At 71.4% G+C, this 20,263-nt stretch carries 17 protein-coding genes and 1 pseudogene; 9 read left to right on the top strand and 9 right to left on the bottom strand.

All coding sequences use genetic code 11. The annotated features are described in order from the left end of the window. The first annotated feature begins 202 nt into the window (after nt 1-202). The 6 genes and pseudogenes from H9L41_RS20345 (at nt 203) to H9L41_RS20325 (ending at nt 4,807) form a co-directional block, all read left to right on the top strand. The gene (locus H9L41_RS20345; RefSeq protein WP_028444862.1) at nt 203-1,102 is read left to right on the top strand and encodes an AAA family ATPase; all 900 of its coding nucleotides are present in this window, start codon (nt 203-205) and stop codon (nt 1,100-1,102) included. Nucleotides 1,103-1,121: 19 nt separating this feature from the next. Beyond that, a complete protein-coding gene (locus H9L41_RS20340) occupies nt 1,122-2,120 on the top strand; it encodes a DUF58 domain-containing protein (RefSeq protein ID WP_028444863.1) in 999 nt (332 codons plus the stop codon). Beyond that, a pseudogene (locus H9L41_RS26310) lies at nt 2,113-3,131 on the top strand (TgpA N-terminal domain-containing protein); the annotation flags it as partial. The gene H9L41_RS20340 and the pseudogene H9L41_RS26310, both read left to right, overlap by 8 nt. Nucleotides 3,132-3,143: 12 nt before the next feature. Next, on the top strand, nt 3,144-3,680 hold the full coding sequence (locus H9L41_RS26305; RefSeq protein ID WP_373282126.1) for a transglutaminase-like domain-containing protein: 537 nt from the start codon (nt 3,144-3,146) through the stop codon (nt 3,678-3,680). After that, nucleotides 3,680-4,144, top strand: a complete 465-nt coding sequence (locus tag H9L41_RS20330; protein ID WP_187523552.1) for a DUF4129 domain-containing protein — start codon at nt 3,680-3,682, stop codon at nt 4,142-4,144. Before H9L41_RS26305 ends, H9L41_RS20330 begins: the two co-directional genes overlap by 1 nt. Before the next feature lie 249 nt (nt 4,145-4,393). Next, nucleotides 4,394-4,807 (top strand): hypothetical protein, encoded by a 414-nt coding sequence (locus tag H9L41_RS20325; protein WP_051318723.1) that lies wholly within the window; start codon nt 4,394-4,396, stop codon nt 4,805-4,807. Nucleotides 4,808-5,309: 502 nt separating this feature from the next. On the opposite strand, the gene H9L41_RS20320 is transcribed toward H9L41_RS20325, so the two are convergent. From H9L41_RS20320 to H9L41_RS20300, 5 genes are all read right to left on the bottom strand, one after another. Next, nucleotides 5,310-6,032: a pseudouridine synthase gene (locus H9L41_RS20320; protein ID WP_028444865.1), complete on the bottom strand. Its 723-nt coding sequence runs from the start codon at nt 6,030-6,032 to the stop codon at nt 5,310-5,312. 2 nt (nt 6,033-6,034) lie between these two features. Next, on the bottom strand, nt 6,035-6,388 hold the full coding sequence (locus H9L41_RS20315; protein ID WP_265583857.1) for a YnfA family protein: 354 nt from the start codon (nt 6,386-6,388) through the stop codon (nt 6,035-6,037). Between the two features lie 99 nt (nt 6,389-6,487). Then, nucleotides 6,488-7,537 (bottom strand): DUF1513 domain-containing protein, encoded by a 1,050-nt coding sequence (locus H9L41_RS20310; protein ID WP_051318724.1) that lies wholly within the window; start codon nt 7,535-7,537, stop codon nt 6,488-6,490. 115 nt (nt 7,538-7,652) lie between these two features. Further along, entirely contained in the window at nt 7,653-8,747 is a 1,095-nt protein-coding gene (gene hemH, locus H9L41_RS20305; protein ID WP_028444867.1) for a ferrochelatase, read from the bottom strand. 439 nt (nt 8,748-9,186) lie between these two features. Beyond that, nucleotides 9,187-9,906 (bottom strand): hypothetical protein, encoded by a 720-nt coding sequence (locus tag H9L41_RS20300; protein ID WP_157461865.1) that lies wholly within the window; start codon nt 9,904-9,906, stop codon nt 9,187-9,189. Nucleotides 9,907-10,047: 141 nt separating this feature from the next. On the opposite strand from H9L41_RS20300, the gene H9L41_RS20295 reads away from it, so the two are divergent. Continuing rightward, on the top strand, nt 10,048-10,311 hold the full coding sequence (locus H9L41_RS20295) for a ubiquitin family protein (RefSeq protein ID WP_028444869.1): 264 nt from the start codon (nt 10,048-10,050) through the stop codon (nt 10,309-10,311). A gap of 206 nt (nt 10,312-10,517) precedes the next feature. Here H9L41_RS20295 and H9L41_RS20290 read toward each other — a convergent pair whose 3' ends face one another. Together H9L41_RS20290 and H9L41_RS20285 are read right to left on the bottom strand one after the other, a co-directional pair. Next, entirely contained in the window at nt 10,518-11,480 is a 963-nt protein-coding gene (locus H9L41_RS20290; protein WP_028444870.1) for a CapA family protein, read from the bottom strand. Continuing rightward, nucleotides 11,477-11,899 carry a hypothetical protein gene (locus H9L41_RS20285; RefSeq protein WP_034606073.1) on the bottom strand — a complete coding sequence of 141 codons (423 nt, stop codon included), beginning with the start codon at nt 11,897-11,899 and terminating at the stop codon, nt 11,477-11,479. Before H9L41_RS20285 ends, H9L41_RS20290 begins: the two co-directional genes overlap by 4 nt. 110 nt (nt 11,900-12,009) lie before the next feature. Here H9L41_RS20285 and H9L41_RS20280 point away from each other — a divergent pair, with 110 nt between their 5' ends. Further along, nucleotides 12,010-13,074 carry a WD40/YVTN/BNR-like repeat-containing protein gene (locus H9L41_RS20280; protein ID WP_028444872.1) on the top strand — a complete coding sequence of 355 codons (1,065 nt, stop codon included), beginning with the start codon at nt 12,010-12,012 and terminating at the stop codon, nt 13,072-13,074. Between the two features lie 332 nt (nt 13,075-13,406). On the opposite strand, the gene H9L41_RS20275 is transcribed toward H9L41_RS20280, so the two are convergent. Then, nucleotides 13,407-14,588, bottom strand: a complete 1,182-nt coding sequence (locus H9L41_RS20275; protein WP_028444873.1) for a BaiN/RdsA family NAD(P)/FAD-dependent oxidoreductase — start codon at nt 14,586-14,588, stop codon at nt 13,407-13,409. A gap of 186 nt (nt 14,589-14,774) precedes the next feature. Between H9L41_RS20275 and H9L41_RS20270 the strand changes: the two genes are divergently transcribed. After that, nucleotides 14,775-17,543, top strand: a complete 2,769-nt coding sequence (locus H9L41_RS20270) for an autotransporter domain-containing protein (RefSeq protein ID WP_028444874.1) — start codon at nt 14,775-14,777, stop codon at nt 17,541-17,543. Between the two features lie 414 nt (nt 17,544-17,957). Here the strand turns inward: H9L41_RS20270 and H9L41_RS20265 are convergent, their stop codons facing one another. Further along, on the bottom strand, nt 17,958-19,889 hold the full coding sequence (locus H9L41_RS20265; protein WP_308419542.1) for a M3 family metallopeptidase: 1,932 nt from the start codon (nt 19,887-19,889) through the stop codon (nt 17,958-17,960). Nucleotides 19,890-20,263: the final 374 nt, after the last annotated feature.

Genomic DNA, 20,263 nt, shown 5'->3' with positions numbered 1-20,263 from the left:
CCTATAGGAAACGCCGGGCCTGTCCAGCCGGGCCTATCCTGGCCGAGCTTGTTCCGGTCGCGCCGCGCAGGCCGCGTTGGAATGCGCGAATGGCCCGCAGCGGCCGGAACCGCCCGTGCCCGGCCCCACTCCATGCATCGACACCCGCCGGATTTCCCGCCCGCATGAACGCCGTCTCCCCGCCCGCCTTTCGCTCGAGCCGCTGCACGCGGTGCTGGCCCAGCTCGACGCCTTCATCCTCGGCAAGCCGCGCGAGACGCGGCTGGCGCTGGCCTGCCTGCTCGGTCGCGGCCACCTGCTGATCGAGGACGTGCCCGGCGTCGGCAAGACCACGCTGGCGCACGCGCTGGCCGCCACGCTCGGGCTCGCCTTCCAGCGCGTGCAGTTCACCAGCGACATGCTGCCGGCCGACCTGATCGGGGTGTCGATCTACGACCGCGACAGCCAGTCCTTCCGCTTCCATGCCGGGCCGATCTTCAGCCAGGTGGTGCTGGCCGACGAGATCAACCGCGCCACGCCCAAGACCCAGTCGGCGCTGCTCGAGGCGATGGAGGAGCGCCAGGTGACGCTCGACGGCGCCACCCGGCCGCTGCCCGACCCGTTCTTCGTCATCGCCACCCAGAACCCGGCCAGCCAGATCGGCACCTTCCCGCTGCCCGAGTCGCAGCTCGACCGCTTCCTGATGCGCATCACGCTCGGCTATCCCGACGCCGCGGCCGAGCGCGCCATGCTGCTGGGCGAGGACCGCCGCGACATGCTCAAGGACGCGCGGCCGGTGATCGGCGCCGCCGAGCTGGCCGATTTCCAGGCCGCGGTGCGGCGCGTGCACGTGGCGCCGGCGCTGGTCGACTATGTGCAGGCGTTGGCGCGTACCACCCGCGACTCGACCGAATTCCACAACGGCCTGTCGCCGCGCGCCGCGCTCGGCCTCCTGGCCGCCGCGCGCGCCTGGGCGCTGCTGGCCGGCCGCGACATGGTGATCCCCGAGGACGTGCAGGCGGTGTTCGCGCCGGTCGCGGTCCACCGCCTGCTGGCCCGCGCCAGCAACCGGCCCCAGCCCGAGCTGGTGGCGCGGCTGCTGGCCGAGGTGGCGATTCCCTGAGCGCCGCGGCGCCCGTTCCATGAAGCGCTTCTTCTCGCTGCTCGCCGCGCCGCTGCTCGACTACTGGCAGGGCTGGCTGCGCCGCCGCCATCCGCTCGGCCCGCGCACGCTGCGGCTGGCGCAGCAGCGGCTCTACATCTTCCTCAGCCGCAGCGGCCTGATCTTCGTCGCCACGCTGCTGGCGATGCTGGGCGGCGCGATCAACTACGACCTGGCGCTGGCCTACCTGCTGGTGTTCCTGCTGGCGGCCATGGCGCTGGCCTCGATCTTCCACACCTTCCGCAACCTGCTCGGCCTGGAGCTGGCGCCGGGCCGCGCCGAGCCCTGCTTCGCCGGCGAGGCGGCGCGCTTCGAGATCGCCCTGGACAACCCGGGCCGGCTGCCGCGCCGCAACGTCGAGCTGCGCTACGGCGACGATCCGCCGGTGGCCGCCGACGTGGCGGCCGGCGACGGCGTGCGGCTGTGGCTCAGCCTGCCGGCGCCGACCCGCGGCTGGTGCGTGGCGCCGCGGCTGACCATCGAGACGCACTGGCCGCTCGGCGTGTTCCGCTGCTGGTCCTATGCCTATTTCGAGCAGCGCGCGCTGGTCTATCCGCGGCCCGAGGCGCTGCCGCCGCCGCTGCCCATGGCGGCCGAGGGCATCGGCGAGGGCGTGGCCACGCCGCGCGGGCTCGACGATTTCGCCGGCCTCAGGCCGTTCCACCGCGGCGATTCGCCGCGCCACGTGGCCTGGAAGGCGGCCGCGCGCGACGACGGCCTGATGGTCAAGGAATTCCATGGCCAGGCGGCGCGCGCGCTGTGGCTGCAGTGGGAGGCGCTGCCGCCGGGGCTGGACGTCGAGGCGCGGCTGTCGCGGCTGGCGGCCTGGGTACTGGCGGCGCACGCGGCCGGCCATGCCTACGGGCTGGCGCTGCCCGAGCGCAGCCTGGCGCCGGCCCACGGCGAAGCGCACCGCGACGCCTGCCTGGCGGCGCTGGCGCTGCACGGCCTGGCCGGCCGCCCGGCAGGAGATGCCTGATATGGCGTCCGGTATCCCGGCCACCGCCAAAGCCCCGGCTGCATCCGTGTCCGGCGTGCCGGCGGTGTCCGGCGTCCCGGCCACAACCCCGCAGCTCGACCGCAACCAGCTGTTCGCCCTGCTGGCGGTGCTGGCCGGCCTGCTGGCGCCGCACCTGATGCGGCTGCCGCTGTGGCTCGGCGGCGCGCTGGCGCTGCTGTTCGGCTGGCGGCTGTGGCTGGCGCGCGGCCAGCGCCGGCTGCCGCCCAAGTGGCTGCTGCTGCCGATCACCTTCGGGCTGGCGGCCGGCGTGCTGTTCGAATACCGCACGCTGCTGGGCCGCGGCGGCGGCGTGGCGCTGCTGGCCCTGCTGGTCGGCGCCAAGCTGCTGGAGACGCGCAGCCGGCGCGACGCGCTGATGCTGGTCAACCTCGGCTACTTCCTGGTGGTCACCAACTTCCTGTTCGACCAGACGGTGGCGCTGGCGATCTACCTGTTCGCCATGGTGGCGCTGGTCACCGCGCTGCTGGTGGGCTGGAACACGCTGGGCGGCTGGACCGGCCGCTGGCGCGCGGCGCTCGCCCAGCTGCGCTTCGCCGGCGTGCTGATGCTGCAGGCGCTGCCGCTGATGGCGCTGCTGTTCGTGTTCTTCCCGCGCATCGAGGGCCGCTGTGGCGGCTGCCGCAGGATCGCGCCGCGGCGCGCTCGGGCCTGGCCGACAGCATGTCGCCGGGCAGCTTCTCCAATATGTCGAAGAACGACGAGGTGGCCTTCCGCGTCGAGTTCGACGGCGACCGGCCCGAGCAGTCGCTGCTGTACTGGCGCGGCCCGGTGTTCGACGACTACGACGGCGTGAGCTGGACCCAGGCGCCGCCGGGCGGCGGGCCGTCGCCGCGGGTCGAGCGCGCCGGCGGCGGCGCCTCGGTGCGTTATTCGATCATGCTGGAGCCGCACCAGCGGCCCTGGCTGCTGGCGCTCGACCTGCCGCTGGCGCTGCCGCCCGAGACCCGCCTGACCGAGCGGCTGCAGTTGATCGGCCGGCGGGTGGTCGACAAGCGGCTGCGGCTCGAGCTCGAATCGACCACCGCCTACCGCGCGGCACGGCAGGAGGAGCCCGAGCGGCTCGAGCGCGCGCTGGCGCTGCCGGACGGTTTCAATCCGCGCGCCCGCGCCGTCGCCGAGCGCTGGCGCACGCTGGCGCCGGCCGCCCGCATCGACGAGGCGCTGCGCTTCTTCGGCCGCCAGGGCCTGCAGTACACGCTGGCGCCGCCGCTGTACGGCCGCGACGCGGTCGACGATTTCGTGTTCGACGGCCGCCAGGGTTTCTGCGAGCACTTCGCCGGCGCCTTCGTCTTCATGCTGCGGGCGGCCGGCCTGCCGGCCCGGGTGGTCGGCGGCTACCAGGGCGGCGAGGACAACGGCGGCTACCTGATCGTGCGCCAGGCCGATGCCCACGCCTGGGCCGAGGTCTGGCTCGAGGGCGAGGGCTGGCGCCGGGTCGACCCGACCTTCGCGGTGGCACCGGCCGCATCCGCGAGGGCCTCGCCTCGGCGGTCGACGCCGGCGAGCTGCCCTACCTGATGCGGCTGGACGGCAACCTGGTCAAGCGGGTGCGGCTGATGCTGGACAGCGCGGTGAACGGCTGGAACCAGTGGGTGATCGGCTATACGCCGGAACGCCAGCGCGCGCTGCTGAGGCGGCTCGGCATCGACGACCTGGCTTCGCTGAACTTCGCTGCCTGGTTCCTCGGCGGCCTGGCCGGCCTGGTGGCGGCGCTGGCCGGCTGGCTGCTGTGGCGCATGCGGCCGCCGGCGCGCGATCCGGCGCGGCAGGCCTGGGACCGTTTCTGCGCGCGGCTGGCGCGCGCCGGCGTCGAGGCCGCGCCGGCCGAGGGGCCGAGCGACCTGGCGCGGCGGGCGGCCGCGGCGCTGCCGCACCGGGCGGCGCAGATCGAGGCGGTGCTGGCCGCCTACCTCGCCACGCGCTACGGCGGCGTCGACGCGCTGGCCGAGCTGCGACGGACGGTGGCGGCGTTCCGCCCTTGAACCCGCGCTGCCCGGATTCCCTGCAGGAGCGGCTTCAGCCGCGATTGGCGGACCTCGGCGATTCGCGGCTGAAGCCGCTCCTGCGGCGCCGTCCGCGGATGGCGAATCCGTATCGGCAATATTTCTGCAACTGCATGGCCGCTACCGGGGTCAAGCATGGAGAGGCGCCGTTCGCGCCCCGACCTGGAGGGGTCGCTTCCACTCTCTTGCAGGAAAGGACTGATCATGCCGACACGCCCGTTTCTACTCATGCTGGCCCTGATTTCGACCGGCGCCCTGGCCCAGCGCTACGACTGGCAGGGCGAAGGCCGCGCGCGCTACCTGTGCGGCGGCGTCGGCGACGAGAGCATGGCCGCGCTGCAGGCGCATCGCGGCGAGGCCCAGGCCGAGCTGCTGTTCACCCAGGGCGGCCGCGGCGCCTACCTGGCCGACGTCAACGTGACGGTGAACGGCCCGGGCCTGGCCCAGCCGCTGACCTTCGTCGCCGGCGGCCCGAGCTGCCTGCTGCAACTGCCGGCCGGCGGCCGCTACACCGTGGCGGCCGACCATGGCGGCAATACGCGCAGCCAGCGCATCGTCGCCGGCGGCGGCAAGCGCACGGTGTTCAACTGGCCCGATTCGACGGCGCGCGCCGACGCTGCCGCCGACATCGCCGTCGAATGAGGCGGCGGACGGCCGCTTGGCGTAGGCCGGGCTCTACGCCCGACATGGCTGCGGGCCGAGAGCGTGGCCGGGCGTAGAGCCCGAGCTACGGGCGGCCGTTCTACGCGCCGCTGGGCTCATCCACACGAATCGCCGGGAAAGCCTGTGCACCCGCCGTGGATAAGTCGTCCAGGCGTTTGATCCGAAAGGGAATGCGCGCGCTGCTCAAAAATCGGGCAGCGCCCGCAGGCTTTCCACACCGGAGGCCGGACAAGGCTGTGGGCCGCCTGTGGACAACTGCGGCAAGTGCTTGAGCCGAGACGGCCAATCCGCATTGCCTAAAAAACAGGCGGCCAAGTCCGCCGCGACCGCGTCCGGCATGCCGCCGGCGGCCTTGTGCACAGCATCACGGCTATGCACAGCCCGGCCGGCATAAGCATGTGGGCAGGCTGTGGAGAAGCGCGCCAAGCCCTTGCTGCGACGCACGAAATCCGGCCTGCCCAAAAATCGGGCAGGGCGGTTTTCAGCCGGCCCGCGCGCCCCAGCCGAGCGCGCGGCAGACCGCGGCGAAATCCTCGCTCGGCGGACAGTCCACCACGATGCGGCTGCCGCCGTGCGGATGGTCGAAGGCCAGCCGCGTGCAGGCCAGCAGCATGCGCTGGCTGCCGAACAGCTCGGTGAACAGCCGGTTGTGGCGGCCCTTGCCGTGGGTGGCATCGCCGATGATCGGGTGCGACAGGTGCTTGAGGTGGCGGCGCAGCTGGTGGCGGCGGCCGGTCAGCGGCTCGAGCTCGACCAGCGCGTAGCGGCTGGTCGGGTAGCGGTCGACGCCATGCGGCAGCTCGACGGTGGCCAGCGTGCGGTAGCGGGTGTGGGCCGCCTGCGGCTCGGCGGCGACGTCGGGCGCGCGCTCGTAGTCGTCGTACTGGCGGCTCAGCGGGTGGTCGATCTCGCCGGCGGCCGGCGGCCAGCCGCGCACCACCGCCAGGTAGCGCTTGCCGACCGTGCCGGCCTCGAACTGCTGCGACACGGCGCGGGCGCTGTCCGGATCGAGGCCGAACAGCAGCACGCCCGAGGTGCCGCGGTCGAGCCGGTGGATCGCGTGGACATGGCGGCCCAGCTGGTCGCGCGCTTCCTGCAGCGCGAAGCGGGTCTCGTGGCGGTCGAGCATGCTGCGGTGGACCAGCAGGCCCGAGGGCTTGTGCAGCGCGACCAGGTGGTCGTCGAGATGGAGGACGGGCAGCACGCTCAGCTCCTCGGCGCCAGCACGATCACGGCCGCGCCGGCCAGCACCAGCGCGACGCCGGCCAGATCCCAGCCGCCCGGGCGGATGCCGTCGACCGCCCACAGCCAGCCGAGCGCCGCCGCCACGTAGACGCCGCCATAGGCCGCGTAGACCCGGCCGCTGGCCGCCGGATGCAGGCTCAGCAGCCAGACGAAGGCGGCGAGGCTGGCGGCGGCCGGCAGCAGCAGCCAGGCCGGGCCGCGCTTGCTCAGCCACAGCATGGGCAGGTAGCAGCCGACCAGCTCGGCCAGGGCGGTGAGCAGGTAGAGGACGAAGGTCTGGGCGAGGGCATAGGGTTTCCAAATGAATTGCTTCACCGCCGAGGACGCCGAGGACATTGGAGATCGGCCTACACCGCCTTTCCTCAGCGTCCTCAGCGGTAAAACCTGCCGCCGTGAACTGAACGGATGGTCGCCTCAAACCACCGTCAGATGATTGTCCCAGGCGATGCCGTCGGCCTTGCGCGTCTCGCGCAGGTCGAGCGTGCCCGGCGCCAGCCGCCACAGCTCGCCGCCTTCGCCGCTGGCCCACCATTCGCCGTTCACCGCCGCGGCGCCGAACACGCGCGGCAGCGCTTGCTGGGCGGTCGGCCGGCCCTGGCTGTCCCATTCGGTCAGCAGGTTGCCGGTCGGGCAGGGCATCAGGAAGCGGTCGTCGAGCGCGGCCAGGCTGGCGGCGTAGCCGGCCATGCCCTGGCGCAGCGCGTCGGGCGTCTCGGCATAGCGGAATTCGCCGTCGCGCAGGATCGCCAACATCGGCGAGGTGCGCGTGCCCTCGTTCTGCAGCGCGGCGCCGAGCGTGCCGTCGCGCGTCACCGCCAGGTGGCGGATCGACTGCCGGCTGTCGTCGAGCCGGTACTCGGCCCGGAGGCCGCCATCGCGGCCGTCGATCAGCACCAGCGACGGGTCCATGCGGTCGATGTTGCGCTTGTAGCGGCCGGTCTCGGGCAGGGTGAGGATGCCGCCGTTGGCGACCGCCAGCGTATCGCGGTCGAGCCACAGCAGCTCGTGCGGGCCGACGCCGTGGCTGGGCCGGTCTTCGAGCCGCCTGAAGGTCCTGGCGTCGCGGATCGCCAGCCGGCCGGCGCCGTTGCGCTCGTCGGTCTCGGCGGTGATCAGCCGGCGGCCGTCGTGGCTGAACACCGCGTGGCCGACCAGGTTGCGTTCGTCCTCGAGCCGGAAGGTCTTGAGCAGCTTGCCGCGGCGCCAGTCGATGCGGGCCAGGAAGTAGCCGGGCCGGCGCGCCACCACGATGGCTTCGCCGTAGCGCAGCGGATCGGGCACCAGCACGTGGCCGCGCGCGGGCAGCGCGGCGTCCTGGCGCTCGAGGCTGCCGGCGCGCCAGTTCTCCGGACCGCGCCAGCTGGCGGCCAGCAGCACCGGCGCGCGCCTGGCGGCGCCGGCGAACAGCGGGGTGGCGGCGAGGGCGAGGCCGGTGGCGAGCAGGTGGCGGCGGGTCAGGGGCATGGCGGGATGCGTGGTCGGATCGTCGAAAGCTTTACCGCAGAGGACGCGGAGGACACCGAGGGACAAGCAAGGGAGATCGAGCTGTATCTGCCGTCCTCCGCGGTGGAGGTGGGTCTCATTTCTTGCGCGGGCAGCCCAGCGCCTCGGCGCGGGCCAGCCGCTGGGTGCGGTCGGCCGGCGTCTCGGCGGCCTCGAGCCAGCCGCCCAGGTGGGGCAGGGCGATGCGCGCCAGTGCCGCGATCCAGTCGGGCTCGGCGTTGAGGGCCGGCAGGTAGCGGTACTCGCCGCCGCCGGCGGTCATGAAGTCGGCCTTGCCCTCGATGGCGATCTCCTCGAGCGTCTCCAGGCAGTCGGCGACGAAGCCGGGGCAGATCACGTCGAGCTTGCCGGTCTTGCGCTTGCCGAGCTGGTGCAGCACGTCGACGGTATAGGGCTTGAGCCATTCCGCCTTGCCGAAGCGCGACTGGAAGGCGACGGTGTAGCCGTCGGCCGGCAGCTCGAGCGCCTCGGCCAGCAGCCGGCCGGTCTTCTGGCATTCGCAGTGGTAGGGGTCGCCGCGGTCGAGCGTGTAGCGCGGCACGCCGTGGAAGCTCATCAGCAGGTGGTCGCCGCGACCGTTGCGCTGCCAGTGGGCGCGCACGCGCTGCGCCAGCGTCTCGATATAGGCCGGGTGATCGTGGAAGTGCTTGACGATGCGCAGCTCGGGCGGATTGCGCTGGGCCGACAGCGCGGCCGCGACGGCGTCGATCGCGCTGCCGCTGCTCGAGGCGGCGTACTGCGGGTAGAGCGGTAGCGCCAGCACCCGGTCGCAGCCGGCGGCCTTGAGCGCCGCGAGCCGGTCGGCCACCGAGGGCTGGCCGTAGCGCATGGCCCAGTCGACCACCACCTGCTGGCCCTGGTTGCCGAGGTAGCCCTGCAGCAGCTTGGCCTGGGCGCGGGTATGCACGGCCAGCGGCGAACCGTCGCGGGTCCAGATGCTGGCGTACTTGGCGGCGGATTTCTTCGGCCGGGTGTTGAGGATGATCAGGTTGAGGATCGGCCACCAGGCCAGCCGCGGGATCTCGACCACGCGCGGATCGGACAGGAACTGCTTGAGATAGGGCCGCAGCGCCTGCGCCGTCGGCGCTTCCGGCGTGCCGAGATTGATCAGCAGGATGCCGACGCGGCGCGGCTGGTCGTGACGGAAGGCGGGTTCGGGCAGGTAGGCCATGGCGGGTGGGGTAAAGGCGGAAGCCCGAATGATAGCGCCGGACGCTGTTCGGAGCGCTTGCGGCAGGTCGATCCAGATCAGCGATCTGAATTGGCAGCCCTCACCCTCCCCGTTTCTGCAAGGCAGAAACGGGCCCCTCTCCCGCGCGCGGGAGAGGGGCTAAAAGCGCGGCGAGATAAATTGATCGCATGCTGCCGCTGATTCGCGGCTGAAGCCGCTCCTACAAAGGCGGCGGTCGTGGCATGAGCGTAGCGATATGCCTAGCAGCAGGTGCAACGGAGAGCGGACGAGCGTCAGCGAGGCTCCCTCGCGGCGGCGAGGGCGGGGGAGTCGAGGTGGAACAGGGAAGCCGGAGGGTCGAGCACTCACCCAACGCAAGCGCCCGGCTTTGCCGGGCGCCGATCCTACGTTCGAGCAGCCTCAGAGGGCAGAGCGCCCATCAAGGCTTGAAGTGCAGCACCAGATTGTCGATCGCCAGGTCCTGCTGCTTGCTGCCGAGGTCGATCACCGCCCAGTGGAAGCTGTTGGTCAGCGCCCGGCCGTCCTGCCTGGCCAGCGCGACGGCCAGGTCGACCCGGCCCTGCTGGTCGGCGCAACCCGGTCCCAGCGTGGCCGGCACCAGGCGGTTCTCGACCGCGCGGGCCACCTGCAGGTTGTCGCCGGCGTAGAGCTTCACCGGCAGCAGGTCGTTGCAGTTCGGGCTCTTGCGGTTGTAGATCGTCAGGCCGGCCGCCACCAGCGGCGACAGGCTGTGCAGCACCAGGTAGCGCGCGCCGCCGGGCGGGTTCACCTCGGCCAGCACGCCGCGGCCGAACAGCGCGTCGCGCGCGGCCGGGCCGCCGGCCGTCCACGGCACGGCGGCCGGCAGCGTATTGCGCGGATAGGCCTGGCGCGGATTGTCGGTGAAGCTGAACCGCACCCAGTGCTGCTGCACCCGGATCCAGTCGTTCTGCCAGGCGGTGCCGGCGCCCCACTGTTCGAAGTCGAGCTTGAGCTGCGGCGCGGCCGGATTGGCGCCGCCGGTGACCGCCGACAGCAGGAATTGCGAGGTGTCCCACATCGCGCCGGTGTTCTCGTAGTAGAGCCGGCTGTCCTGGGCATGGGCGACGGTGCACAGGCCGAGGGCGAGGCCGATGGCCAATCGGGTCAAACGTTTCATTGAGTTCTCCTAAGTGCCATGCTGGGTAGCAAGGTTTATGACCGCGGCACTCGGGCGAATGCCACGGCTGTTATGACGTTAACATTTTGCACTGCATCATAACCTCCTGTGTGACGTGACGACGTCCTGGAATAGTTCCCTATGCCTCGCATCGCTTTTACCCATCATCTGCGCCGCCACGCGCCGGCCGAGCCGCTCGAGGTCGCGGCGGACACGCCGCGGGCGGCGCTGGAGGCCGTGTTCGCGCTGCATCCGGCGCTGCGCGGCTACGTGCTCGACGAGCAGGGCGGGCTGCGCCGCCACGTCGCGCTGTTCGTCGACGGCGAGCTCAGGCGCGACGCGCTCGATGCGCCGGTGGCGGCGGGGGCGTCGATCTATGTGATGCAGGCTTTGTCGGGCGGGTGAGGGCGGGGATGCCCACGGAACGGATCGGCCGTCGCCTTGCGCGACGGCGTTCGGCCGAACGACGCGCAGTCGGCGAACCGGATGGCCTGGTTTCCCGTAGGTCGGGCTTTATGCCCGACAGCGATCTTGATAGGCGGCGCTGTCGGGCATAAGCCCGACCTACAAGGGGCGTTCGGTGCGGTCGATGGCCGCGGCGGCGAGCCTGCTCAGGGATTGGCGCACAGCCCGACCGCGCGGTCGCCGCGCTTGCCGCACGGCGTGCGCGCGCCCGGTACCGGGTGCGGCGTGCCGTCCTCGTCCATATGCGCCTCGAGCGTGTCCCAGGCCAGCACGCCCTGGCGGTCGACCGTCAGGCGCAGCAGCCAGCCGACCCGGCCCGGCCCTTCGCCGAAGCCGTCGAACACGAAATTGCCGAGGCTCCAGACGATGGGCTTGCCGCGGTAGAGGTCGGCGCCCTGGGTCACGTGCGGATGGCCGCCGACCACCGCGTCGGCGCCGGCGTCGATCATCAGCCGGGCCAGCGCGCGCTGGCGCTCGCTCGGTTGCGGCTCGCGCTCCCAGCCCCAGTGCATGAAGGGGATCACCAGGTCGGCGCCGGCCGCGCGGGCGGCGCGGATGTCGCGCACCACGTGGCTGTCTTCGCTCCAGGCCACGCCGGCCCAACTGGCGCCGGCCTCGAAGCTGCGCGGCTTGAACTCGTCGTAGCCGAGCACCGCGATGCGCAGCCCCTTCTGTTCGATCCACAGCGGCGCATGCGCCTCGGCCAGGTCGCGGCCGCCGCCGAAATGGCGGATGCCGGCGCGGTCGAGCAGGCCCAGCGTCTCCAGCAAGGCTTCGCGGCCGTAGTCGCCCGAGTGGTTGTTGGCCACCGCCACCGCGTCGAAGCGGCCTTGCAGCTTGTCGAGCACGCGCGGATGGGCGCGGAAGGTGTAGATCTTGTTGGCCAGCGGCGTGCCGGTGGTGGCGACCGGGCATTCGAGGTTGCCGATGGTGTAGTCGGCATCGCGCAGGAAGGCGTCGAACGGCGCCAGCGGGTCGCCGCCGGCCGCGATGGTGCGGCCGGGCCCGTCGTCGAGCATCAGGTCGCCGGCGAACACCAGCCGCACCGGCCCGGCCTGGGCGGTCAGGCTCAGCAGCAGGGCGGCGATCGGTCCGAAGGCGCGCTTCATGGCCGGCTCCCGGCGCGTTCGAGCGCGCACCAGTATTGCAGTTCGCCGTCGCGCACCGGCTCGTACACCGTCTGCAGGCCGGTGAAGCCGTAGCGGCCGCCGCGCGGCGGCGGGTAGGGGTAGGTCGCCTGCTGGATGGGCACGGCGCCCTCGTCGCGGTCGGCGTAGGTGTAGAGCTTGATCGCGGCGTGCTCGGCCGGCTGGGCCTCGAACACGATGCGGAACAGGAAGTAGGAGCCGATCGCGACCGGCGCGACGCCGTAGGGCGAGGTCACCGGCGCGGCGCGCAGGATCCGGGTCTCGCCGCCGTAGTCGACCCGGCAGGCGACCTGCTCGGCGGCGCGCGGGGCGGCATGGACGGGCAGGGCGAGCAGCGGCAGCGCGGCGGCGCCCGGTAGCAGGCGGAAGAGGCGGGGCATCGGACGGACGGCGGAGTGGCGGGCGCCCATTATGCCGCGCGGCGCGGCGGCGCGATCGCCTATAAACCAGCATGCGGCGCGCTTGGCGCCATCGGAACGGAGGGGACGACATGAGCGATACGCTGCTGGTCGGCAGCCGCAAGGGTTTGCTGGTCTACCGCCGCGCGGCCGACGGCTGGTCGCTGGCCGGGCATCACTTCGCCGGCGTGCAGGTCAGCATGCTGCTGGCCGACGGGCCGCGCTGGTACGCGGCGCTGCGCAACGGCCACTTCGGCCCCAAGCTGCACGTCAGCGAGGACGGCGGCGCCAGCTGGAGCGAGCGCGCCGCGCCGGCCTTCCCGGCCGAGCTCGACGGCAAGCCGGTGGTCGACCAGGTCTGGAGCCTGGCCGCCGCGCCGGACGGCACGCTGTGGGCCGGCTGCATCCCGGCCGGGCTGTTCCGCTCGGCCGACGGCGGCCGCAGCTGGAGCCTGGTCGAATCGCTGTGGAACCGGCCGGAGCGCGCCAAGTGGTTCGGTGGCGGCTTCGACGACGCCGGCATCCATTCGATCCTGCTCGATCCGCGCGATCCGGACCGCATCGTGCTCGGCATCTCCTGCGGCGGCGTCTGGCGCAGCCACGACGGTGGGAAAAACTGGGAGACGCGCTGCGGCGGCATGTGGGCCGCCTATATGCCGCCCGACGCCAAGGAAGACCCGGACATCCAGGACCCGCACCGGCTGGTGCAGTGCCGCGAGGCGCCCGACATCTTCTGGTGCCAGCACCACAACGGCCAGTTCGTCAGCCGCGACGGGCTGGAGCGCTGGAACGAGATCTGGCCGGCACCGCCGCTGAGCAACTTCGGTTTCGCGGTGGCGGCCCATCCGCGCGATCCCGGCACCGCCTGGTTCGTGCCGGCCGAAGTCGACGAGCGGCGCATCCCGCACGAGGGCGATTTCTACGTGCTGCGCACGCGCGACGGCGGCCAGGGTTTCGACAAGCTCAAGGCCGGCCTGCCGCCGGCGCCGGCCTTCCACCTGGTCTACCGCCACGGACTGGCGGTGGACGGCACGGGCGACGGCCTCGCGATGGCCTCGACCACCGGCTCGCTGTGGACCAGCGACGACGGCGGCGACAACTGGCAGCGCGTGTCGGCCGAGCTGCCGCCGGTCTACTGCCTGGCGTTCTCGACCTGAGGCGGCGACGCCGATGGCGAAATCCGGCGCTGGAGCGCCGGGTTTGTAGGAGCGGCTTCAGCCGCGAATCGTGTTCGAAGCTCGGTGCTGTGGAATCCCGACGATTCGCGGCTGAAGCCGCTCCTACGGTGGAGCGTGGCGGCCGTGGGGTAGATGGTGACCTGTATTCGAGTCGCTAACGAGCGAAGCGAGGCGCCCTTGCGGCGGCGAGGGCGGGGGAGCAGGGGTGGATCAGGGCATGCCGGAGCGTTGAGTACTCACTGACCCCCAACGCCCGGCTTTGCCGGGCGCCGCACTGCCTGCCGAGTCAGCACATCAGGCGGAGCAACCCCCTAGGCATGCTCTCCTGCCACCCAGCCGGACGACCACGCCCACTGGAAGTTGTAGCCGCCGAGCCAGCCGGTCACGTCGACCACCTCGCCGACGAAGAACAGCCCCGGCACCTTGCGCGCCATCATGGTCTTGCTCGACAGCGCGTCGGTGTCGACCCCGCCGCGCGTCACCTCGGCCTTCTTGTAGCCCTCGCTGCCGCTCGGCTTCACCCGCCAGTCGTGCAGCCGCTGCGCCAGCTGGGCCAGCTCGGCCGGGCGGTATTGCTTCATCGGCCGGATGTCGAGATGGGCGGCGCAGAAGGCCTGGGCGAAGCGCTTGGGCAGCCAGGTCGCCAGCACGTTGGGCAGCAGCGCGTCGCTGCGCGCGGCCTCCTCGAACAACTGGCCGGCGTCGCGGCCCGGCAAGAGGTCGAGGCTGATCTCGCGGCCCGGCTGCCAGAACGAGGAGATCTGCAGGATGGCCGGGCCCGACACGCCGCGATGGGTGAACAGCACGTTCTCGCGGAAGCTCGGCCCGTCGCCGCCATTCGCCTCGCAGTCGAGCGACACGCCGGCCAGCTCGCCGTAGAGGTCGCGCGGCTCGAAGGTCAGCGGCACCAGCGCCGGCGCCAGCGCGGTCACCGGCAGGCCGAACTGCCTGGCCAGCTCGTAGCCGAAGCCGGTGGCGCCGATCGGCGGGATCGACAGGCCGCCGCTGGCGATCACCAGGCTCTGGCAATGCCAGCTTTCGCGCGTGGTGTGCACCACGAAGCCGCTGCCGTCCGGCCCCGGCTCGACCGACTTCACCGCGGTGCCCATGCGCCATTGCACGGCGCCGGCGTCGCACTCCGCGCGCAGCAGGTCGATGATGTCCTGCGCGCTGTCGTCGCAGAACAGCTGGCCGAGCTTCTTCTCGTGCCATTTCACGCCGTGGCGGTCGACCAGCCCGATGAAGTCGCGGGCGCCGTACTGGGCCAGCGCCGATTTGCAGTAGTGGGGATTTCGCGACAGGTAGCGATCGGCCGCCGCCTGGAAGTTGGTGAAATTGCAACGTCCGCCGCCGGAAATGCGGATCTTCTCGGCCAAGCGCTCGCTGTGGTCGATCAAGGCCACGCCGCGTCCGCGCTGGCCTGCGCCGGCTGCCGCCATCATGCCGGCCGCGCCGGCGCCGATGACCACCACGTCGATGGAATGTTTAGTCACCTAGTGTAAAAACTCTGAAATGTTTATAGTTGCGGCGAACCGCCGACCACCCGCCAAAGCCAGGTTTCATGCGGCTTCCGGCGATATGGCCCGATTGCGCCCCAGGAGTCGGCCAAGCGCTTGACCGGCGTGGCCCCGACGGCTCCCGAATTCTATAAGCCCCCTTCCTCCGGAGAGAGACAAAAGATGAAACGATTTGGCCTTGTACGTCCGACCCTGGCCGCCGCCGCGGTCGCGATCGCCTTGTCCGGGGCCGCGTCGGCCGCGGGCCAGTATTCGAACGCCTACTTCTTCGGCGACAGCCTGACCGACATCGGCGCCTTCGGCGGCGTCGCCGGCCTGCCGCAGGGCGCGCGCTGGACGGTGGACAACGCCGACATCTACGCCACCCTGCTGGCCAAGAAGTACGGCATCCAGATCAAGGCGGCCAATACGGCCAACGCCGCGCTGGCGGCCGGCGGCAGCGACTTCGCCCAGGGCGGCGCGCGCGCCACCGAAGTGACCAACGCCGGTCCCGGCGGCCTCGAGATCCGCGACCTGCCGACCCAGGTGGCCGACTTCCTGGCCCGTTCGGGCGGCAAGGCCGATCCGAACGCGATCTACTCGCTGTGGGTCGGCGGCAACGACATCCCGGTGGCGCTGGCCGCCGCCCAGACCGGCGGTTCGGCCGCCGGCCAGGCCGTGGTGGGCGCCGCCGTCGCCTCCACCGTCGCCCAGGTGCAGAAGCTGCGCGCCGCCGGCGCCAAGCGCATCATCGTCAACAACCTGCCCGACTTCGGCGCGACGCCGAGCGTGATGCAGAGCGCCATCGGCCTGGTGGTGCAGGGCGCGCTGCCGCAGGTCGGCAGCAACCTGACCGCCTTCGGCTCGAGCGCCCAGGTGCAGGGCCTCCTGGCCAGCGTGCCGGGCACGGTCGCCACCGGCGTCGGCGCCCAGGTCGGCAGCGGCGTTGCCGCGCAGACCAGCGCCACGCTGGCGCAGAACGTGCAGGCCAGCCTGACCCCGGCGCTCGGCGCGGCCACTGCGGCCGCCGTCGCCTCCGGCTTCCAGACCGCCTTCAACACCGCCTGGTCGGGTTCGCTGTCGACCCAGCTGACCGCCAACCTGAACACCGGCATGGCCTCGCTGAACCTGCCGGCCTCGGTCGGCGGCGTGCTGAACACCACGGTGACCAACCTGAACTCGGCCGGCACCATCGGCGGCGTCACCGGCCAGGCGGTGGTCGCCGCCAACGCCCAGGTCAACGCCGGCGGCCAGAACGCCACCGCCAACGGCCTCAACGCCGCCCGCCAAGCCATCGTCAACGCCGTGGCCGGCCAGCTGGCCACGCTGCAGACCAACGTCGGCAACACCCTGCAAAGCCAGATCGGCGGCAACCTGAGCGCCAACGCCGGCGCCGCCACCATCGGCGCGATCAACGCCACCTACGTCAACGCCGTCAACGCCGCGGTCGACGCGGTGGTGGCCGCCAACCCGGCGCTGGCCGCGGTCGGCCCGACGCTGAAGGCCCAGCTGGCCGCTGCCCAGAGCCAGGTGGTGACCAACGTCAGCGCCGCGCTGCCGACCATCATGGGCCAGGTCACCCCGGCCGTCGCCGCCCAGCTCAACGCCACGCTGGCCTCGGCCTTCGCGGCCGTCAGCGGCTCGACCCAGACGCTGAACGACACGCTGGCCAGCCAGCTGTCGACCACCAACGCCTCGGGCGCCTACCTGTCGGTGCGCAGCGGCGCGACCCAGCTGTCCGGCCTGTTCAACACCGCGCTGGCCGGCGGCCTGGTCGGCCAGGACGTGGTGGTGATCGACGTGCAGCGCTTCCTCAACGAAGTGCTGGCCAACCCGACCGCCTTCGGCTTCAGCAACGTGGCGGGCCAGGCCTGCCCGGTCGGCACCAGCTCGCTGGTCTGCACCAGCGCCCAGCTGGCCGGCTCCGGCTACCTGTTCGCCGACGACCGCCACCCGACGCCGCAGACCCACGCCGTGCTGGCCCAGTACATCGGCTCGGTGCTCGACGCGCCCTACTACGCCGCCCAGCTGGTCAACAACCAGCCGGCCGTGGTGGCCGCGGCCCAGGCCGCCATCGACGAGCGCGGCGTGCGCGCCCGTTCGGTCAACGACGTCGAGGTCTACACCCGCGTCAGCCGGCTCGACCACGACACCGAAGGCGGCGTCGACAGCCTCAAGAGCGATGCCAAGAACACCGCCGCGACGGTCGGCGTCGACAACCAGTTCGGCGCCCACAGCGTGGTCGGCGTGAACTTCACCCAGGTGAAGAACGACACCGACTTCGCCAACCAGGCCGGCTCGTTCTCGGCCACCAACCGCGCGGTGGCCTTCTACGGCCGCTACGACAACGGCCCGATCTCGATCGGCGGCGACCTGGTGTTCGGCTCGACCCGCTTCTCCGACATCGAGCGCAACATCACGCTGGGCGCGCTCAAGCGCGTCGAGCGCGCCGATGCGCGCGGCAACCAGGTCGGCCTGCGGGTGGTCGGCGGCTACACGCTGTCCTTCGGCAGCGCCTCGGTCACCCCGACCGTCAGCCTGGCCTTCCGCGAGAACAAGATCAGCGGCTACTCGGAAAAGTGCGGCGACGTCGCCAACGCATCGTTCTGCAGCACCTCGATGCGCTACGGCACGCAGCGCGTCGATTCGCTGCTGGCCGGCGCCGGCGCCCGCGCGGAGGTCAAGCTGGGCAAGGTCACGCCGTTCGGCTCGGTGATGGTCTATCGCGACAGCAAGGACAAGGACCGCACCGTCGAGGCCGGCCTGGTCGGCCAGCCGACCACCTTCGAGACGTCGGTGTTCACGCCCGATCCGAGCTACGCCGTGCTCAACGTCGGCGCCCGCGCCGAGTTCGCGCCGGGCGTGTCGGGCTACCTGAGCTACAGCCACACCGCCGGCATCAAGGACGAGAAGCGCCGTTCGATCGCCTTGGGCCTGCAGGCCGGCTTCTGACGCGCCTTGATGGGCTGATCGGCGTCGGTGAATGGCGGATGTTCAGAGCGGCGCCCGGCCAAGCCGGGCGTTCGAGGGCGGAGCAGGTTCGGGGAGCGGCGCTCCCTGATTCAACCCGACTCCCCCCGCCCTCGCCGCCGCTCGTTCGTTTTTCATGGAAGCGACAGTTGTATCCAGCACGGCAGCACATGAAAAAACCCGGCCTCGGCCGGGTTTTTTCATGCCCTTCTACTGGGTAGGAGCGGCTTCAGCCGCGAATGGCGGCAGTGGCACCGCACCGATTCGCGGCTGAAGCCGCTCCTACAGGGTGCCAGGCCAGCCGCCTGTGGGCACCGGAACGCAGTGGCCTTGCCTCCGCGTCCTCGGCGTCCTCAGCGGTCAGTCGTTCAATTTGCCATTCCGCCGGCCAGACCTTCAGCCCGCCATCCCGCTATGCCGCAGCAGCGCGTCGATGCTCGGCGCGCGGCCGCGGAAGGCCTTGAAGCTGTCCATCGCCGGCCGGCTGCCGCCGACCGCCAGCACCTCGCGGCGGAAGCGCGCGCCGGTCTCGGCGAAATCGGCCGGCGCCTCCTCGAACGCCGCGTAGGCGTCGGCGCTCAGCACCTCGGCCCACTTGTAGCTGTAGTAGCCGGCCGCGTAGCCGCCGGCGAACACGTGCGAGAAGGCGTTGGGGAAGCGGTTCCAGGCCGGCGGCCGGTTGACCGCCACCTCGTCGCGGATGCGTTCGAGCAGCTGCAGCACCGTCTCTCCGCCGGCGTCGAAGCGGCTGTGCAGCTCCATGTCGAACAGGCCGAATTCGAGCTGGCGCACCGTGATCATGCCGGCCTGGTAGTTCTTGGCCGCCAGCATCTTGTCGAACAGCGCGCGCGGCAGCGGCTCGCCGCTGTCGACGTGGGCGGTCATCGCCTCGACCCGCGGCCATTCCCAGCAGAAGTTCTCCATGAACTGGCTCGGCAGCTCGACCGCGTCCCATTCCACGCCGTTGATGCCGGCCACGCCGAGTTCGCCGACCTCGGTCAGCAACTGGTGCAGGCCGTGGCCCATCTCGTGGAACAGCGTGATCACCTCGTCGTGGCTGAAGGTGGCCGGCTTGCCGCCGTGGCCGCGGCCGAAGTTGCAGGTCAGGTAGGTGATCGGCGTCTGCACCCGGCCGTCGGCCAGCTCGCGGCGGTTGCGGCAGTCGTCCATCCAGGCGCCGCCGCGCTTGCCTTCGCGCGCATACAGGTCGAGGTAGAACTGGCCGACCAGCCGGCCCTCGCCGTCGACCAGGCGGTAGAAGCGCACGTCCTCGTGCCAGACCGGCGCCTGGTCGGGCTCGGCGCGCAGGCCGTACAGCGCGTGGATCACATCGAACAGGCCGGCCAGCACGCGCGGCTCGGTGAAGTACTGCTTCACCTCCTGCTCGGAGAAGCTGTAGCGCGCCTCCTTGAGCTTTTCGCTGACGTAGCCCAGGTCCCACGATTCGAGCGTGTCGAGGCCGAGTTCGCGCGCGGCGAACGCTTCGAGCTCGTCGCGGTCCTGCCGCGCATGGATGCGCGCGCGCCGCGCCAGGTCGCGCAGGAAGCCGAGCACCTCGTCGGGCGTGTCGGCCATCTTGGTGGCGACCGAATACTCGGCGTAGTTGGCGAAGCCCAAGAGACCGGCCATCTCGGCGCGCAACGCCAGGATGCGGCCGATCGCCTCGCTGTTGTCGAATTCGGCCACGCCGAGCTCGGAGGCGCGGGTAGCGTAGGCGCGGTACAGCGTCTCGCGCAGCGCGCGGTTGTCGCAGTAGTTCTGCACCGGCAGGTAGACCGGCATGTGCAGCGTCAGCTTGTAGCCGGCGCGGCCGTCCTTCTCGGCCGCGGCGCGGCACTGCGCCTTGACGTCGTCGGGCAGGCCGGCCAGCTCGGCCTCGTCCTCGACGTAGTGGGCGTAGGCGTCGGTGGCGTCGAGCAGGTTCTGCTCGAAGCGCGCGGCCAGTTGCGCCAGCTCCTCCTTGATCGCGGCGAAGCGCGCCTTGTCGGCCTCGGGCAGTTCGGCGCCGCCGAGGCGGAAGTCGCGCAGCGCGTTCTCGACGATCTTGCGCCGCGCCGGCGGATAGCCGGCGTCGTCGCCCGATTCGGCGAGCCGTTCGGCGAGCCGCTTGTACTGCCGGTACAGCGCCAGGTTCTGCGATACCTCGGCGCCGAACTGGCTGAGCTTGGGCAGCGCGGCGTTGTAGGCCTCGCGCAGCGCCGGCGTGTTGACCACCGCGTTGAGGTGGGCGACCTGGTTCCAGGCGCGCGACAGGCGTTCGCTGGCGTCGTCGAACGGCGTGACGAAGTGGTCCCAGTCGACCGGCGCGACGGTCTCGGCCGCGCGCATGGCGGCACGCGCCTCGTCCAGCAGCCGGTCGATCGCCGGCGCGACGTGCTCGGGCGGACCTGGTCGAAATGGGGCAGGGCGGAGAAATCGAGCAGCGGATTGGTCATGTTCTGGGCTCCTGCAGAAGGCGGGGATGGGGATGAGTCGATGATCGCCCGGCCGGGTTCCGTGCGGGGCGGATCGCGTAATCAATGTTTTTGATAGTCATGTTGACTAAATAGAATATTTCGTGCTCAGGATACATCCAGAAATATAAATGTAGGTATATGTTGCAGTAGCGCAGGCGCTTGGAAGAGACTACGGTCCGCGCGAGACAGAGAACACATACTAACCGGTATGGTTTTGCGCCGAAACGGCAACTTCGCCTACGTGGC

Origin of the sequence: Chitinimonas koreensis, assembly GCF_014353015.1 — a bacterium.
GTDB lineage: Bacteria > Pseudomonadota > Gammaproteobacteria > Burkholderiales > Chitinimonadaceae > Chitinimonas > Chitinimonas koreensis.
This window is presented reverse-complemented; position numbering and strand designations above follow the sequence as displayed.

Excerpts from the sequence above, each read along its gene's own strand:
- H9L41_RS20340 (WP_028444863.1), top strand. The coding sequence starts at position 1,122 with ATGAAGCGCTTCTTCTCGCTGCTCGCCGCGCCGCTGCTCGACTACTGG.
- H9L41_RS20330 (WP_187523552.1), top strand. The coding sequence starts at position 3,680 with ATGCGGCTGGACGGCAACCTGGTCAAGCGGGTGCGGCTGATGCTGGAC.
- H9L41_RS20325 (WP_051318723.1), top strand. The coding sequence starts at position 4,394 with ATGCTGGCCCTGATTTCGACCGGCGCCCTGGCCCAGCGCTACGACTGG.
- H9L41_RS20310 (WP_051318724.1), bottom strand. The coding sequence starts at position 7,537 with ATGCCCCTGACCCGCCGCCACCTGCTCGCCACCGGCCTCGCCCTCGCC.
- hemH (WP_028444867.1), bottom strand. The coding sequence starts at position 8,747 with ATGGCCTACCTGCCCGAACCCGCCTTCCGTCACGACCAGCCGCGCCGC.
- H9L41_RS20300 (WP_157461865.1), bottom strand. The coding sequence starts at position 9,906 with ATGAAACGTTTGACCCGATTGGCCATCGGCCTCGCCCTCGGCCTGTGC.
- H9L41_RS20295 (WP_028444869.1), top strand. The coding sequence starts at position 10,048 with ATGCCTCGCATCGCTTTTACCCATCATCTGCGCCGCCACGCGCCGGCC.
- H9L41_RS20290 (WP_028444870.1), bottom strand. The coding sequence starts at position 11,480 with ATGAAGCGCGCCTTCGGACCGATCGCCGCCCTGCTGCTGAGCCTGACC.
- H9L41_RS20285 (WP_034606073.1), bottom strand. The coding sequence starts at position 11,899 with ATGCCCCGCCTCTTCCGCCTGCTACCGGGCGCCGCCGCGCTGCCGCTG.
- H9L41_RS20280 (WP_028444872.1), top strand. The coding sequence starts at position 12,010 with ATGAGCGATACGCTGCTGGTCGGCAGCCGCAAGGGTTTGCTGGTCTAC.
- H9L41_RS20270 (WP_028444874.1), top strand. The coding sequence starts at position 14,775 with ATGAAACGATTTGGCCTTGTACGTCCGACCCTGGCCGCCGCCGCGGTC.
- H9L41_RS20265 (WP_308419542.1), bottom strand. The coding sequence starts at position 19,889 with ATGCGCGCGGCCGAGACCGTCGCGCCGGTCGACTGGGACCACTTCGTC.